16 protein-coding genes are annotated in these 16,088 nt (G+C 69.4%); 12 read left to right on the plus strand and 4 right to left on the minus strand.

All coding sequences use genetic code 11. The annotated features are described in order from the left end of the window. Positions 1-17: 17 nt before the first annotated feature. Positions 18-1,709: a bifunctional 3'-5' exonuclease/DNA polymerase gene (locus tag ABZ382_RS04350; protein ID WP_357083771.1), complete on the plus strand. Its 1,692-nt coding sequence runs from the start codon at positions 18-20 to the stop codon at positions 1,707-1,709. 4 nt (positions 1,710-1,713) lie between these two features. Here the strand turns inward: ABZ382_RS04350 and ABZ382_RS04355 are convergent, their stop codons facing one another. Further along, positions 1,714-2,538, minus strand: coding sequence for an SDR family oxidoreductase (locus ABZ382_RS04355; protein WP_357083774.1), 825 nt, complete (start codon positions 2,536-2,538; stop codon positions 1,714-1,716). Positions 2,539-2,725: 187 nt separating this feature from the next. On the opposite strand from ABZ382_RS04355, the gene ABZ382_RS04360 reads away from it, so the two are divergent. After that, complete coding sequence (locus tag ABZ382_RS04360) at positions 2,726-3,622, plus strand: alpha/beta hydrolase (RefSeq protein ID WP_357084068.1); 897 nt, start codon at positions 2,726-2,728, stop codon at positions 3,620-3,622. 4 nt (positions 3,623-3,626) lie between these two features. Here ABZ382_RS04360 and ABZ382_RS04365 read toward each other — a convergent pair whose 3' ends face one another. Continuing rightward, the gene (locus tag ABZ382_RS04365) at positions 3,627-4,253 is read right to left on the minus strand and encodes a helix-turn-helix domain-containing protein (protein ID WP_357083777.1); all 627 of its coding nucleotides are present in this window, start codon (positions 4,251-4,253) and stop codon (positions 3,627-3,629) included. Between the two features lie 150 nt (positions 4,254-4,403). Here ABZ382_RS04365 and ABZ382_RS04370 point away from each other — a divergent pair, with 150 nt between their 5' ends. From ABZ382_RS04370 to ABZ382_RS04390, 5 genes are all read left to right on the plus strand, one after another. Then, a complete protein-coding gene (locus tag ABZ382_RS04370) occupies positions 4,404-4,832 on the plus strand; it encodes a hypothetical protein (RefSeq protein ID WP_357083780.1) in 429 nt (142 codons plus the stop codon). Between the two features lie 117 nt (positions 4,833-4,949). Continuing rightward, positions 4,950-6,377 carry a hypothetical protein gene (locus tag ABZ382_RS04375; protein ID WP_357083783.1) on the plus strand — a complete coding sequence of 476 codons (1,428 nt, stop codon included), beginning with the start codon at positions 4,950-4,952 and terminating at the stop codon, positions 6,375-6,377. Continuing rightward, complete coding sequence (locus ABZ382_RS04380; protein ID WP_357083786.1) at positions 6,374-6,781, plus strand: FixH family protein; 408 nt, start codon at positions 6,374-6,376, stop codon at positions 6,779-6,781. Before ABZ382_RS04375 ends, ABZ382_RS04380 begins: the two co-directional genes overlap by 4 nt. A 29-nt stretch (positions 6,782-6,810) precedes the next feature. Beyond that, positions 6,811-7,932, plus strand: coding sequence for a hypothetical protein (locus ABZ382_RS04385; RefSeq protein WP_357083789.1), 1,122 nt, complete (start codon positions 6,811-6,813; stop codon positions 7,930-7,932). Then, positions 7,929-8,477, plus strand: a complete 549-nt coding sequence (locus ABZ382_RS04390) for a hypothetical protein (protein WP_357083792.1) — start codon at positions 7,929-7,931, stop codon at positions 8,475-8,477. The genes ABZ382_RS04385 and ABZ382_RS04390 overlap by 4 nt, the downstream gene beginning before the upstream one ends. A 34-nt stretch (positions 8,478-8,511) precedes the next feature. Here ABZ382_RS04390 and ABZ382_RS04395 read toward each other — a convergent pair whose 3' ends face one another. Continuing rightward, positions 8,512-9,072: an AAA family ATPase gene (locus tag ABZ382_RS04395; protein WP_357083795.1), complete on the minus strand. Its 561-nt coding sequence runs from the start codon at positions 9,070-9,072 to the stop codon at positions 8,512-8,514. Positions 9,073-9,287: 215 nt separating this feature from the next. Between ABZ382_RS04395 and ABZ382_RS04400 the strand changes: the two genes are divergently transcribed. From ABZ382_RS04400 to ABZ382_RS04420, 5 genes are all read left to right on the plus strand, one after another. Further along, on the plus strand, positions 9,288-10,085 hold the full coding sequence (locus ABZ382_RS04400) for a DUF222 domain-containing protein (protein ID WP_357083798.1): 798 nt from the start codon (positions 9,288-9,290) through the stop codon (positions 10,083-10,085). Between the two features lie 189 nt (positions 10,086-10,274). Then, positions 10,275-11,630: a glutamine synthetase family protein gene (locus ABZ382_RS04405; protein WP_357083801.1), complete on the plus strand. Its 1,356-nt coding sequence runs from the start codon at positions 10,275-10,277 to the stop codon at positions 11,628-11,630. Continuing rightward, entirely contained in the window at positions 11,611-12,354 is a 744-nt protein-coding gene (locus ABZ382_RS04410) for a gamma-glutamyl-gamma-aminobutyrate hydrolase family protein (RefSeq protein ID WP_357083804.1), read from the plus strand. The genes ABZ382_RS04405 and ABZ382_RS04410 overlap by 20 nt, the downstream gene beginning before the upstream one ends. Continuing rightward, a complete protein-coding gene (locus ABZ382_RS04415; protein WP_357083806.1) occupies positions 12,351-13,712 on the plus strand; it encodes an aldehyde dehydrogenase family protein in 1,362 nt (453 codons plus the stop codon). The genes ABZ382_RS04410 and ABZ382_RS04415 overlap by 4 nt, the downstream gene beginning before the upstream one ends. A 37-nt stretch (positions 13,713-13,749) precedes the next feature. Continuing rightward, positions 13,750-14,514 carry a 3-oxoacyl-ACP reductase gene (locus ABZ382_RS04420; protein ID WP_357083809.1) on the plus strand — a complete coding sequence of 255 codons (765 nt, stop codon included), beginning with the start codon at positions 13,750-13,752 and terminating at the stop codon, positions 14,512-14,514. Here ABZ382_RS04420 and ABZ382_RS04425 read toward each other — a convergent pair whose 3' ends face one another. After that, entirely contained in the window at positions 14,515-16,071 is a 1,557-nt protein-coding gene (locus ABZ382_RS04425) for an amino acid permease (protein WP_357083812.1), read from the minus strand. Positions 16,072-16,088: the final 17 nt, after the last annotated feature.

Genomic DNA, 16,088 nt, shown 5'->3' on the forward strand with positions numbered 1-16,088 from the left:
GTGTCACGGAATTGTCTGTGCCCACTGCCAGACTCACCGGTATGCGGTGGGCGGTGGCGGAGACGGGTGACGGCGGGGCACGGGTGTGCCCGCTGGACGAGCGCGGCCGACCGGCGGGTCCGGTGATCGAGGAGTCCTCGCTGGCGGAGGCGGTGCGGGCGCGGCCGGAGGTCGAGCGGTGGGTGTGGCGGTCGACGGCGGCGAGCTACAAGCGACTGCTCGACGCCGGGGTGCGGGTGGACCGCTGCTACGACGTGGAGGCGGCCGAGGCGCTGCTGATCGGGCACGAACAGGGCCAGTCGGGGCAGGCCCGGTCGCTGGCCGCCGCGTGGGCGCGCCTGCACGGCCTGCCGGTTCCGCAGGACGCGCCCGCCCGGGCCGCCGACACCGAACCGACCCTGTTCGAATCCGGGCCGGTGCCACTGCCGTCCGGGACCGACGAGTTCAGCGCGCTGCTCGAGGTGTACGCGGGACAGGTGGCGCGCACCGCCGCGGCCGAACACCCGGCCCGCATGCGCATGCTGCTCGCCGCCGAGTCCGCGGGGCTGCTGGTGGCGACGGAGATGTCGCGCGCCGGGATTCCTTGGCGCGCCGATGTTCACCGTGAACTGCTCGATTCCCTGCTGGGCGAACGCGTGCCGAGCGGGTCGGAGCCGCGACGGCTGGCCGAGCTGGCCGACGAGGTGTCGCGAGCCTTCGGGACCGGGGTGCGGGTCCGGCCCGACCTCCCGCAGGACATCCTCCGCGCGTTCGCCCGCGCGGGAATCCTGTTGTCCTCCACCCGCAAATGGGAACTCCAGGACATCGATCATCCGGCCGTCGAACCGCTGCTGGAGTACAAGAAGCTCTACCGTCTCCACACCGCCCACGGCTGGTCCTGGATCGACCAGTGGGTGCGCGACGGCCGATTCCGCCCCGAGTACCTGCCGGGCGGGACGGTGACCGGCCGCTGGACCACCAATGGCGGTGGCGCGCTGCAGATTCCGAAGATCGTGCGCCGGGCCATCCGCGCGGACCCCGGGTGGCGGCTGGTGGTAGCCGACGCCGACCAGATGGAACCGCGAGTACTGGCCGCCATCTCCCGCGACCGCGGCCTGATGGAGGTGGCGGGCCGCGGCGAAGACCTCTACGCCGACCTGGCCGCCCGGGCCTTCGGCGGTGACCGCGCCCAGGCCAAGATCGCCATGCTGGGCGCGATCTACGGTCAGACCTCCGGCGACGCGCTCACCCACATGGCCGAGCTGCGGCGACGCTATCCGGCCGCGGTCGCCTTCGTCGACGACGCGGCCACCGCCGGCGAACAGGGCCGCCTGGTCCGCACCTGGTTCGGCCGAACCTGCCCTCCCGCGACCGCTTTCGACCAACCCGACGACGACGCGGGCGGGTCTCCCGGTTTCGGCAGCACCCCGCGCGCCCGCGCCCGAGGCCGCTTCACCCGCAATTTCGTCGTCCAGGGCAGTGCCGCCGACTGGACACTGCTGGTGCTCGCGGGCCTGCGTCACGCCCTGCACACCGCCGGACTCCGCGCGGAACTGGTGTTCTTCCAGCATGACGAGGTCATCGTGCACTGCCCCGAGGAGGAGGCCGCGACCGTCGCCGAGGCGATCGCCACCGCCGCGGACACCGCCGGTCAGCTCGCGTTCGGCCCGACGCCGGTCCGCTTCCCGTTCACGACCGCCATTGTGGAGTGCTACGCGGACGCGAAATAGGCCCTCACTGCTCGCCCGCGCTCTCGAGCAGTCGTGCCTGGTAGTGCCGCATGCCCGCGAGCCAGCGGTCGTAGTCGGCGCCCTTGCGGCGGTACATGTCGAGGACTTCCGGGTGCGGCAGGATCAGGAAGCGTTCGTCGTCGACGGCGGCCAGCACCAGTTCGCCGACCTCGTCGGGGGTCAGGACCGCGCCCGCCGAGGTGACCGCGCGGGTGGCGGCCATGCCGAGGGTGTCGCCGGAGTGTTCGCCCGCGCGCAGCAGCGGGGTCTCCACGCCCATGGGGCACAGGCAGCTGACCCGGATCCCGGCGTCGCCGTAGGTGACCGAGAGCCATTCGGCGAATCCGACGGCGGCGTGCTTGGTGACCGAGTACGCGGCCGAACCGATCTGGGTGAGCAGCCCCGCCGCCGAGGCGGTGCCGACGAAGTAGCCCTCGCCGCGTTCGACCCAGCCGGGCACCAGCAGCCGCGCCGCCCGGATGTGCGCGTTGAGGTTCACGTCGAGCGTGACGCCCCAGTCCTTGTCGTCGCCGAGCCCGACCCCGCCCATGACGCCCGCATTGGCGAAATACAGGTCCACCGGCCCGAATTCGGCCTCGCACCGGGCGATGAGCTCGGCGATGCGATCGGCGTCGGCGACATCGGCTCCGACCGCCACGGCGGCGCCCGGCAATTCCGGTTCCAGCGCGGCGACCACTGCCGCGGCCGCGTCGCCGTTGAGATCCGCGACCACCACCCGCGCCCCGGCTCGCACCAGCCGGGCGGCGATCGCCCCACCGATGCCGCCGCCACCTCCGGTGACGATGGCATTCTTACCCGCGACCTGCACGGATGCTCCCTCCAGCCGATGCCGGCCGCCGATCCACGCCGGCAGAGGCTGGATCGAACGCGCCGGCTCATGGAAATATGAACCCTGCGTCGGATTCAAGTTCATGACTCCCCCGGCGTCAACCGTCCCGGTCTCGAGAGGTGAACAACCGATGCGGACAGCACATCCGGTGGACGAGTGGAATCGCCTGGGCAGCAGGCAGGTCGCGACCAATGGCATCGAATTGCGGGTGGTCGAGCACGGCGAGGGCGCGCCGGTGGTGTTCTGCCACGGGTTCCCGGAACTCGGGTTCTCCTGGCGGCATCAGGTGTTCGCGCTGGCCGAGGCGGGTTTCCGGACGCTGACACCGGATATGCGCGGCTACGGCGGCAGTTCGCGACCGGCCGAGATCGAGACGTACGACCTGCTCACGGTGTGCCGGGATCTGGTCGGGCTGCTGGACGCGTACGGGCTCGAGGACGCGATCTTCGTCGGCCACGACTGGGGCGCGTCGGTGGTGTGGCATCTGGCCCGCGAGTTCCCGGAGCGGGTGCGGGCGGTGGCGGGATTGAGTGTGCCCGCCACCCCGCGCTCGTCGGCGCCGCCGTTGCCGATCATGCGCACACGGCTGGGCGAGGACTTCTACATGGTGTGGTTCCAGGAGCCCGGCGTCGCGGACGCGGTGCTGGCGGCGGACGTGCGGCGCACGCTGTTGCGGGACGACATCGTCACCGCGGGCACGTTCCTGGACACCGGCGAGCCGGAGCCGCCGCTGCCGCCGTGGCTGAGCGAATCCGAATTCGATTACTACGTGGAGGCTTTCACCCGCACCGGGTTCACCGGCGGGCTGAACTACTACCGCACCCTCGATCTGACCTGGGAGCTGACCGCGCACCTGGAGGGCGCGAAGATCGACTGCCCGTCACTGTTCATCGCCGGGTCGACCGATCCGGTCATCCATTTCACGCCGATGCACAAGATGGCGGCGATGCTCGGTGATCTGCGGGGCTCGATCATCCTCGACGGCGCGGGCCACTGGATCCAGCAGCAGCGGCCCGAGGAGGTCAATGCCGCGTTGATCGAGTTCGCGCGCGGCCTGGGCTGATCGGTCAGTCCGTCTTCAGTTGCAGCGCGTTCACCCACAGCTGGGTCAGGGTGGTGACCAGCTTCTCGAACGGAATCCGTTGCTTCTGAACGAAAACCATCGATGCCATCCGGCTCACCATGGCCGACAGCGCGTGCGCGGTGATCATCGGATCCAGGTCGGCGCTGGCCTGCCCGGACTCCTGGAGTTCGCGGATCATGCGCGCGTTGCGCTGTGCGAACGCCTTCCCGCGTTCCATCCGCATGCGCCGGAAGTTCTCGTCGATCTGGGCGACCTGTTCGAACAGGGCCATGAGCCGGGCATTGCGCTTGTAGGACAACAGGTAATCGCGGTTGGCCGCCTCGATCAGGGCGCGCGGATCGGTGATCCCGCTGCGCTCGCGCACGTGCGGATGCAGCATCTCCTCCGACACCTGCTCGACCAGCGCGGCGAAGATCTCTTCCTTGCTGTCGAAGTAGGTGTAGAAGGATCCGGCCGCCATGCCCGCCGTCTTGGAGATGTCGGCGATCTTGGCGTCCAGGTAGCCGTCCCGCTCGAACACCTCCCGCGCGGCCGCGATCAGCGCACCCCGGGTTCGCTGTCCACGCCGGGTGGGCGGCGCGGCCCGCCGCGACGCACTCTCGCCTGCCATCGATTCGGACGCCAAAACTGATCACTGCCTGTCGTTTCGCGGATGATTCTCCAGGCAGCAACCGTATCAATACGGGCGGGCCGCACGGCACAGGACGGCGCGCGCCCGCCCATCCGCGGTTCGGCGGGGGCTCGGGTGGAGACTGGGCGGATGCAGGAAGCCTCGCAGGTGATCGTGGTCGACGCCGCCAATGTGGTCGGGTCGCGGCCGGACGGATGGTGGCGTGACCGGGCCGGAGCGGCGCGGCGGCTGCTCGGCGAGCTGGGTGCGCTGCGGACGCGGCTGCCCGGGTCGACGCGGATCATCGTGGTGCTGGAGGGCGCGGCCAAGGCCGCCGCCGACCGGGGCGGTGACGGGCACGCCGCCGACGGTGAGAGCGGGTCGGCGGGATTGCGGGTGGTGCTGGCCGGCGGGTCCGGCGACGACACGATCGTCGAGGTGGTGGCCGCCGAGGTCGGGGGCTCCGATCCCATGCCCGCGATCACGGTGGTGACGGCCGATCGCGGATTGCGGTCGCGGGTCGAATCCCTGGGCGCGACAACGGTCGGGCCCGGCTGGCTGCGAAACCAGCTGTCATAGGCGGCCTTCCACCCCTGATGATCGCGTTTACCCTGATACCGCCCTGAGCCGATATCCCCCGCGGGTGGGATTTCCCGGGCGGCGGTTTTCGGTAGGTTCGGAACGGTGCAGCCGCCGTTGAACGTTCGTCTGCGCGGGGTGGGCCTGATCATCGGTGTGCTCTGCGTGTCCCTGCTGGGTTCCTGGTCCGCGCCGCAGGCCCGGGCCGATGGGGCCGCCGGCGGTGGCGATCTGACCGTGGCGCAGTCGCTCGGCGCCCGGGAGCTGACGGTCGTGGTGCGGCGGGCCGAGGCCGGGCCGTTGCGGGTCGAGGTCGTGACGCACGGGGGAACAGCGCCGGGGAAGCTGGCGCTCACCGCGACGCCCGTCGATCGCGGCGGCGAGACGTCCACGGGGACTGTCGAGCTCGGGGATCGGCCCGGCCTCTACGCCGCGACGCTGCGAGTGGATCACGCGGGTCCGTGGGAGTTGGCCGTCTCCGACGGCGAACGCACCGCGCGGATTCCGTTCCTGGTGTCCGCGCGGGTGGTGACGCCCTGGGAGCGGGCGGCTTACGGCGGATTCTTCGCGGCCGGAGCGCTGCTGCTGGTGGCCTTGGGCACCGCGCTGCTGTCCAAGCGGGGGTGGCCGACCCTGATCCCGGTGGGCGCGCTGATCGCCGCGGTGACGGTGGGCACGACGGGGGCGGTGTTGTCCTCGCACGCGCCGCAGCCGCGGCCTGCGGGCAGTCTGCTCGATCCGACCTCGGGCAATATCGGCAATCCGTATCCGGAGCGGGAGCTGCCGCTGACCGCGAATTACTCACGGCCCCCGGCCAATCTGACGGTGCGCGCGCTGCCCGCCGACGCGGGCAAGCCGACCGAGCTCGCGCTGTCGCTGACCGATTCGGCGACGGGGCGGCCGGTGGACGACCTGCTGGTCACCGATGACGCGCTCCTGCATCTGATGGTGGTCGGCCCCTCGGGGCGGCTGTGGCACCGGCATCCGATCCGGGTCGCGCCCGGCGAGTATCGGGTCAGCCTGGGGTCCATCGAATCCGGTGATTACGCGGTGGCCGCCGAGATCGCGCGGCGCGGTGGCGGCGTGCAATTGCTGCGCTCGCCGCTGCGGATCAGCGGCCGAGGCGACTCCGGTCCGGCCGATGGCCAGGGCGTCGCGCCGAGCGGGGCGACGCTGACCACGACCGAGGCGGTCTCGGGTGAACCCACCACGCTCACCGCCGCATTCGGCGGTCCGGCCGATCTCCAGCCGTGGCTGGGCATGGTCGGTCATCTCATCGCGGTCGGCCCGCTGCCCGAGGGGCTGCCCGCCGGGACCGCCGCGGCCACCGTGCCCATCTGGGCGCACGCGCACGCCATGGCCCCGCTGCCCGCGGTCGGCGCGCAGCCACCCGACGAGACCGTGGCCGCGTTCGGCCCGAATGTGGCATTCACCTTCACTTTTCCACTGCCCGGCCGGTATCTGGTGTGGGCGCAGGCCGAGCGTGGCTACTCGGTGATGACCGTTCCGGCCACCGTCGACGTTCGAGCGGGGGTTCCGCAATGACCAAACGCACCGGAGTGATCGTGGCCGTCGTCGCCGTCCTGGCGGCGGTCGGGGCGTGGCTGTTGTGGCCCGCCGATGCCGCGCCATCGGTGTCCCGCAGCGCCGCCGGGCCCTATCAGGTGGAACTGCGGGTGTCCGGCGGGTCCGCGCACGCCGGTGACAACACCGTCGATCTCGAGATCACCGACGCCCAGGGCGCGGCCGCGACACCGGACAAGGTGTCGGTGGAGCCCGCCATGCCGCAGATGGGTCATGCCCTCCCGCCGAGCAGCATCACGGTGGTCGCGCCGGGCCATTACCGGGCGACGGTGACGCTGCCGATGCCCGGGCAGTGGGAGATCGCCGTGAAGCTTTCCGGCGCACCGGGTTCCGGGAGCGCCGTCTTCTCCGTTCAGGCCAATTGAATCGAAGGAAAGAGGATCAGGAGCAGCACATGGACCTCACCGCCAATGGTCGCGGGCTCACCGCCGAAGCGACCGCACCGATCACCGTCCGCCCCTGGCTACCCGCGGCGATCCTGTTCGCCGCCAGTATGACCTTCGCGGTCGGGTCCACCTGGGACATCCAGTGGCACACCGATGTCGGACCCGACACCTTCTTCACCCTGCCGCACCTGTTCATCTACGCCAGCGCGGCGGTGGCCGGATTCACCGGTCTGACAGTCATTCTCATCACCACCGCCGCCGGTCGCGCGGGCCGCCGGGTGGACGGCGAGCTGGGCGGTCCCGGTATCGGCGTGTTCGGCCGGACGTTCACCGCGCCGCTCGGCTACATGGTGGCCGCGCTCGGCGCGGCGTCGTTCCTGCTGTACGGGTTGTGGGATCTGTGGTGGCACAGCCTCTACGGGTTCGACGCCATCATCGACTCGCCGCCGCACATCGGGTTGTTCCTGTCCAGCACGGTGATCTCGGTCGGCACGGTGATCGTGTTCGCGGCGGCGCGGGCGCACCGGTGGGGTCGGGTGGGCGCGCTGTTCGCGCTGGCGCATCTGGCGACGTCGAGCACCGTCACCGCGCTCGCCGTGCAGCGGCTCAGCACCGGGTCGGTGCGGTGGACGGTGGCGGTCACCGCGTTCATGGTGATCCTGCTGATGGTGGTCGGCGCGGGCTTCGAGCGCTGGGGCGCGACCATCACCGCGATCTTCGGCTCGGCCACCCAGGCCGTGTTCTGGTGGTTCGCGCCGTGGGCGGCTCGCGCCTACGCCGATTTCGTGGGATTGCCCATGCGCGAACACATTCGGGGCATTCCCGCGACTCCGGCGCTCATCCCGTTCTGCCTGATTCCCGTCGGCATCGTGATCGACCTGCTGCTGCGCCGCGCCGTCAGCGAGTCCCGTCTGCTGCCGGTCCTGGCCGGCGCCGTCGGCGGGGCGATCATCGGCGGCTTCAACCCCGTGCAGCAGATCATCATCTACGACGCCCACCTCCCCCGGGCCATGGTCATCGTGGCCACCACCATCGCGGCCGCCGCGCTCGGCGCGCTCGCCGGGTACCTGGGCCGCCCGTTCGGCGAGATGCTCCGTCTGGCCGCCCCCTCCGAGAAGGTCAGCGCATGATCAACCGCCTCGTCACGCTCGCCGCAACGCTTTTCGCGATCATCGGACTGACCGCGGCCACCGCGGGCACGGCGTCGGCGTATCAACCGGTGAATATCGTGCACACCGAACACGTGCAGGCCGGGCCCTATTCGATAACCGTCGGCTTCAGCGAATGGCCCCTGCGCGCCATGCAATCCCTGGACTTCACCTTCATCCCCGACGGCGGTGTCGACGACAAGACCGGCACCCTCACCGAATACCAGCCCAATGGCAAAGTCCGCCGCGCCGAACCCCTTTCCCGGCACCCGCGCAAACGCGACGTGTGGGGCCTGGATGTCCGCTCCCTCGACCAGGAGGGCACGTGGAAGTTCCATTTCGTCATCGACGGCCCACAGGGCCGCGGTGAAGGCGACCTCGCCAACCTCCAGGTACTCGAACAGCCCGGCCCGCCGCTGGGAATCAGCTGGGCGATCAGCACCCTCCCCCTGATCGGCCTGATCGCGTTCCTCGTCTACGCGTGGCGGCGCAACCGCCGCCCGGCACCGGTCTTGCAGCCGGTGTGATTCCCGGTCCGGCAGCCCTGACGACCGCGCGGGGCTACCGGCCGAACGGGCGGGCGCGGGTGAGGATTTCGTCGACGGTCTCGGAGACCGTCAGATCCGAGGTGTCGAGCCACAGGCCCAACGATGGGGTGTCGTTGCGAAGGCCGGTATCCAGATCGGCGACCGTGAAGGTGCCGTAGGCCTTCTTGGCGCGCGCGGCCTCCCGTCGCGCCACCGCCTCCCGAGTCGGCGCGAGAACCACCACGTACAGCGGGTCCGTGCGGATTTCGCTGATCAGGTACGGGAGCATCTCGCCGAGAACGACGTCCTGGAGTACGGCGGTGAACCCGGCATCGGCATAACCGTCAGCGGCTCGGGCCGCGAGCCGGTGCCGGAGGCGCAATTGCTCGACCGCCTCGACGGTGGGATCGGGCGACATGGCCTCGCGGCCGCTGACCACGAAGCGGCGATAGACGTCGCCTCGAACATGGGCGGAGCGCGGGAGTCGCTCCGCCAGCGCCTGGGCGACGGTCGATTTCCCGGAAGCCTGGATCCCGGTGATCAGATACACCGCCGGGGTGTGTGCGGCGGTACGGGATTCGTCGGTTCCGGGCATGGGTCGAACATAGCCGACCGATACTGGGCAGCGGGGATGCATTGTTCGGTATTTCCGGGAAGAAGGCGAGATCAGTATCCGGAAGTAGGTAATTCGATCCCGAACCGCTGAGCGAATTACCTTGCAGGATTGGATAATTCGCGTTCTGAGCGTGGGTCGAGTTCGATAGAATAGTGGCATGAATTGGGGCGGGCGCACTGCCGGAGAAGGCCGGGGTGAAGCGCACCTCGAAATTCCTCGAGCAGACGCTGCGGATCGGGCACGCCGAGGCCAGTGCTCGTACGCGGGCGGCGGAATTGCTCGGTTTGCGGCGGGAGGCCGGTCGGGTGGCCGAGCCATGGTTGGCGTGGACGGCCGCGTTCCAGGAAATGGGTTTGGTGTCAGTCGATTCCGCGCGTGTGATCGCGGTCGGTGACCGGCTCCTCGGGTACCTCGATCCCGACGGGCGTCTCACCGATGACGCCGACCGGCAGCGCCGTCGTGGGATCATCCTCGGCAAGCAGGGCGTGGATGGGATGTCCACCCTCACCGCCGAGTTGACCCCGGTCGCGCGCGCCGTCCTGGATCCGATCTTCGCGAGCCTGGCCCAGCCGGGTATGTGCAACCCCGCAGACACTGAAAGCCCTTGGACCACAGAAGGACTCGATGACGAAGCCCTCGCCGGTTTGGAGCGGGCCGCGCGCCGTGACACCCGTACCGCCGCGCAGCGCAATCACGATGCGCTCGTCGCGTTCCTGCGGCCGGAGATGGGTCCGGCGAATGTGGGTCAACACCGCGGACGGCCCGTGTCCACGATCATCACCATGAGCCTGGCCGAGGTCGAAGCGGCTGCCGGTGTCGCCACTACCGCTTCCGGCGGGACAGTGCCGTTGGAGCAGGCCTTGCAGCTGGCACAGAAGTCCAAGCCCTTCCTGGCGATCTTCGACCACGCCGGACGCCCGCTGCACCTGGGCCGCGCCAAGCGCCTCGCCAACTCCGCCCAGCGGATGGCTCTGGGTGGGGCTGGTACGTGAGCGGGCCTCGCAAGCTCGGCCACCCTCTCTTCCTTCTCCAGGCGTCTTTTGTCTCGAGTCCTCTTTTGCTCTTGGTCTTCTCAGCTTCGTGACACGCCGATGATCTCTGCGTGTATCGACTGCACCCACGGTCCGCGTCGCCTAGCGTGAGCACGTTGGCGTCGAGAGGGGTCGAAGATGCGGGCCGGGATGTTGAGCGTGACGGACCTGGTGGCCAAGGTCGAGGCGGGCACCGTCGATACGGTGCTGGTGGCCATGACGGACATGCAGGGCAGATTGCAGGGAAAACGTTGCTCGGCACGATATTTCGTGGAGGAGGTCCTCAACCACGCCACCGAGGCCTGCAACTACCTTCTGGCCGTGGATGTGGAGATGACCACCGTAGACGGCTACGACATGTCGTCCTGGGACACCGGCTACGGCGACTTCGTGCTGCGCCCGGACCTGAGCACCCTGCGGCTGCTGCCCTGGCTGCCCGGCACCGCGCTGGTGCTGTGCGATGTCGAGCAGGTCGACTCCCACGGCGACCACGGACAACCGGTCTCCGCCTCCCCCCGGCAGGTGCTGCGCGCGCAGCTGGATCGCCTGGCCGAGCACGGGTTGTACGCCTACGTCGGCACCGAGCTCGAGTTCCTCGTCTTCGATGACACCTACGAGTCCGCGTTCCGCGGCGGCTACCGGGAGCTGACTCCCGCCAATCAGTACAACGTCGACTATTCGATGCTCGGCACGGCGCGCATCGAGCCCTTGCTGCGCCGTATCCGCACCGAAATGTCCGGCGCGGGAATGTATGTCGAGTCCGCCAAGGGCGAATGCAACCCGGGCCAGCACGAGATCGCCTTCCGCTACGACGAGGCGCTGGTCACCTGCGACAACCACAGCATCTACAAGACCGGGGCGAAGGAGATCGCGGCCCAGGACGGCCGCAGTATCACCTTCATGGCGAAATACAATGAGCGGGAAGGAAATTCCTGTCACATCCACATCAGCCTGCGCAATGCGGGCGGCGAGCCGGTGTTCACCGACGGCGACGGCCCCTCGAAGCTGATGCGGCACTTCATCGCCGGGCAGCTGGACTCCCTGCGCGAGCTCACCTATTTCCTGGCGCCGAACATCAACTCCTACAAGCGCTTCCAGGCCGGGAGCTTCGCCCCGACCGCGCTGGCGTGGGGCCGCGACAATCGCACCTGCGCCCTGCGCACCGTCGGCCACGGCCCGTCGCTGCGTTTGGAGAACCGCATCCCCGGTGGGGACGTGAACCCCTACCTGGCCGTCGCGGCGGTCATCGCCGCGGGTCTGCACGGTATCGATCAGCAGCTCCCCCTGGAGCCGGAGTTCCACGGCAACGCCTACAGCTCCAACCGCCCGCGCGTACCGAAGACCCTGCGCGAGGCGGCGCACCTGTTCGGCGAGAGCAAGGTCGCCCAGCAGGCGTTCGGCGCGGACGTGGTGCGGCATTACCGCAATGCCGCACAGGTCGAGCTGGACGCTTACGATGCGGCGGTGACCGACTGGGAGCGCATCCGTGGCTTCGAACGACTCTGACACCGCACGGCGGCCGATCATCGGCCTGCCCACCTACTCCGAACGCACACGGTTCGGCCATTGGGACGTGGACGCCGCCGTGCTGGCGCGCACGTACGTGGATTTGACCGAGCGGGCGGGCGGGATTCCGGTCCTGTTGCCGCCCACCGGCGCCGCACGGCCCGAGCTGATCGAGCGACTGGACGGCCTGGTCCTCACCGGCGGCGCGGACCTGGACCCGGCGCGCTACGGCGCGGCACCCCATCCCGAGACGGGCCGACCACGGCTCGACCGCGACGAATCGGAATTCGGGCTGTTCGAGCTGGCCCGGGAGGCCGGTCTGCCGATCCTGGCGATCTGCCGCGGACTCCAGCTCGTGAACGCCGCCCTCGGCGGCACGCTGCACCAGCACGTCCCGGATGTGGTCGGCCACACCGATCATTCCCGCACGCCCGGCGTCTTCACGGTCACGACCGTCACCACTGTGCCGGGCACCCGGCTGGCGGAGATCACCGGACCGGAGTTGAAGGCGCACTGCCACCACCATCAGGCCATCGACACGCTCGCCCCCGAACTCTCCGTCGCCGCCCGCGCCCAGGACGGCATCATCGAGGCCGCCGAGACCCGCGACGGACCGTTCCTGCTGGGCGTGCAATGGCATCCGGAGGAGAACGCGACCGAGACCCGCCTCATGCGGGCCCTCGTCGATCAGGCCGCACAGTACGCGAAGGAGCGCAACCGGTGACCACGACCGACGTCGTCAACCCCGCCACCGAGACCGTGGTGGCCACCATCGAAGCGGCCGACGCGGCCGCCACCGACGCCGCCATCGAACGCGCCCACCGCGCGTCGGCCGGCTGGCGGGCCGTCTCCCCCGGCGATCGGGCGCGACTGCTGCGCCGCTTCGCCGAGGCGGTCGACGCCGAGATCGAACAGCTCGCCCGGCTCGAGGTGAGCAATGCGGGCCACACCATCGGCAATGCCCGCTGGGAGGCCGGCAATGTCCGCGATGTCCTGCACTACAGCGCGGGCATGCCGGAACGGTTGATGGGCAATCAGATTCCGGTCGCGGGCGGGGTGAACATCACCTTCTGCGAGCCGCTCGGAGTCGTCGGCATCATCGTGCCCTGGAACTTCCCGATGCCGATCGCGGCGTGGGGCTTCGGGCCGGCGCTGGCGGCCGGGAACACGGTGGTGCTCAAGCCCGCCGAACTCACCCCGCTCACCGCGATCCGGCTCGGCGAACTGGCGCTGGAAGCGGGCCTGCCCGAGCATGTCTTCCAGGTCATTCCGGGCCGCGGCTCGGTTGTCGGGGCGCGCTTCGTCACGCATCCGGCCGTGCGCAAGGTGGTGTTCACCGGCTCCACCGAGGTGGGTAAGCAGATCATGGCCGGTTGCGCCGACCAGGTGAAGCGGGTGACTCTCGAGCTGGGCGGCAAGAGCGCCAATATCGTATTCGCCGACGCCGACCTGGAGCGCGCCGCCGCCACCGCACCCTACGGCGTGTTCGACAATGCCGGGCAGGACTGCTGCGCCCGCTCCCGGATCCTGGTGCAGCGCAGCGTCTTCGACCGCTTCCTCGAACTCCTCGAACCGGCCGTGCGGGGTGTGCGGGTCGGCGATCCGGGTGACGAGTCCACCGAGATGGGCCCGCTCATCTCCGCCGCCCACCGCGACCGCGTCGCCGGATTCCTGGAACCGTCGACCAAGGTCGCCTTCACCGGCGCCCGCCCCGACGGCCCCGGATTCTGGTTCCCGCCCACGGTCGTCCTGCCCACCTCCCCCACCGACCGGGTGCTCACCGAGGAAGTGTTCGGCCCGGTCGTCGCGGTGCTCCCGTTCGACGACGAGGCCGACGCCCTGGGCATCGCCAATGACTCCGAGTACGGTCTGTCCGGCTCGATCTGGACCTCCGACGTCGGCCGCGCCCTGCGGGTGGCGCGCGGCGTCGAGGCGGGGAACCTGTCGGTGAATTCCCATTCCTCCGTGCGGTATTGGACGCCGTTCGGCGGATTCAAGCAGTCCGGTCTGGGCCGGGAGCTGGGACCCGACGCGGCGAGGGCCTTCACCGAGACCAAGAACGTCTTCCTCGCCACCGAATAATCCGCACGGCCGACATCCATCAATCGAAGGAGATACGTTGCAGCGCTTACAGGATCGGGTCGCGGTCGTCACCGGCGGCGGCAGCGGCATCGGACTCGCCACCGTCCGCCGGTTCGCCCAGGAGGGCGCCAAGGTCGTGGTCGGCGACATCGACCCGGTCGCCGGTGAGGCCGCCGCGGCCGAGGTCGGCGGGCTCTACGTGAAGGTCGACGTCACCGACGAGGACCAGGTGCGGGCCATGTTCCAGACCGCCGTGGACACCTACGGCGGCCTCGACATCGCCTTCAACAACGCGGGTATCTCACCGCCGGACGACGATTCGATCCTCACCACCGGCATCGACGCCTGGCGTCGCGTGCAGGAGGTCAATCTGACCTCGGTGTACCTGTGCAGCAAGTACGCCATCGAGCACATGCTCGAGCGCGGCAAGGGCTCGGTCATCAATACCGCGTCGTTCGTGGCGGTGATGGGTGCGGCCACCTCGCAGATCTCCTACACCGCCTCCAAGGGCGGCGTGCTGGCCATGAGCCGCGAACTGGGAGTGCAGTTCGCGCGCCAGGGGATTCGGGTGAACGCGCTGTGCCCCGGACCGGTCAACACGCCCCTGCTGCAGGAGCTGTTCGCCAAGGATCCGGAGCGGGCCGCCCGCCGGCTGGTGCACATTCCGACGGGCCGGTTCGCCGAGCCGGAGGAGATCGCCGCCGCCGTGGCCTTCCTCGCCAGCGACGATTCCTCCTTCATCACCGCCTCGCAGTTCCTGGTCGACGGCGGCATCTCCGGGGCCTACGTCACCCCGCTGTAGTCAGGCGCCGACGGGGGCCTCCTCGGCCTCCGGCGGCTCCTCCACGGTCCGCTTGGGCCCGGTGAACCAGCGCCGGGCCGAGGCGAACCACCAGATGGCGATCGCACCCACGACCCCGACCAGGGTGATGGGCGCGTAATTCACCGAGTTCCAGGTGAATCCGTCCACCCACGGATACCCGTGGTCGTCGGTCGGCAGGATGAACAGCACGCTGATCAGCACGATCCAGATCAAGGCGATGATCCCGACCGGCCGGTACCATCGGCCGAGCTGCCACGGCCCGGCCTGGAATCGATCGCCGCGCGACAGCCGCAGCAGCACCGGAATCCCGTAGGCGATGTAGAGCCCGATGGTGGCCACCGAGGTCGCCGCGGCGTAGGCGGTCGGCGCGTTCGCGGCGGGCACCAGCATCGACGGGATCAGCAGGATGAACGCGAACACCGACACGAAGACGACCGCGTTCACCGGCACCCGCCGCGACGACAGCGTCGCCCACAGCTTGGATCCCGGCACCGCGCCGTCGCGGGCGAAGGCGAACAGCATGCGCGAGGCCGCGGTCACCGAGGCGTAGCCACAGAACAATTGGGCGATGGCGGCGATGATCAGCAGCAGCCCGGACCAGAACGAATTCAGTGAATTCTGCAGGATGTAGATGACCGGATATCCGCTGTTCTTGGTCGGGTCCAGGGCGTCGTCGAGATTCGGGATCGCGAACGTCACCGCCATGATGAGCAGATAGCCCGCGACCGCCGACACCACGATGGTGTTGATGATCCCCTTGGCCGCCATTCGCGAGGCGTCGTGGGTCTCCTCCGACATGTGCGCCGAGGCGTCGTATCCGGTGAACGTGTACTGCGCGTGCAGCAATCCGAGCAGGAAACTGAACGCCACCCCGCCGAAGCCCACGGCACTGTTGTCGACCGTCTTGGTGAACACGAACCCGATGCTCTGATGGTGTTGCGCACCGAATCCCAGCACCACCACGAACATGGCAACACCGCCCACATGCCACCAGGCCGACACATTGTTGATGACCGCCGACAGGTGCGGGCCGACCACGTTCAGCACCGCGTGCAGCACCAGGATTCCGGAGAACACCAGGAAGATGGCGGTGCGGTCGGTGCCGATGTCGATGCCGATCACATTGAGCACGGCGGTGGTGAAAATGGCCGCGCCGTAATCGATCGCGGCGGTCACCGCGATCTGCCCGATCAGGTTGAACCATCCGGTGAACCAGCCCCACACCGGCCCGCCCAGTTCCGACGCCCACCAGTACAGGCCGCCGGAAGTCGGGTAGGCCGAGGCCAATTCGGCCATGGCCAGGCCCACGAACAGCACCATCACCGAGACCAGCGGCCAGCCCCACGCCATGGTGATGGGCCCGCCGTTGGCGAGTCCGATTCCGTAGCTGGCCAGGCCGCCGGTGAGAATGGAGACAATGGTGAAGCTGATCGCGAAATTCGAGAATCCCGACCAGGATCGGGCCAATTCCTGTTTGTAGCCGAGTTCGGCGAGCCGCCGTTCGTCATCATCGGATCGAGACTGGGTTGCGGTCATGGGCACTCCCGAGTGAA

The organism is Nocardia sp. NPDC005825, assembly GCF_040630175.1.
In the GTDB taxonomy this organism is placed as follows: Bacteria; Actinomycetota; Actinomycetes; order Mycobacteriales; family Mycobacteriaceae; genus Nocardia.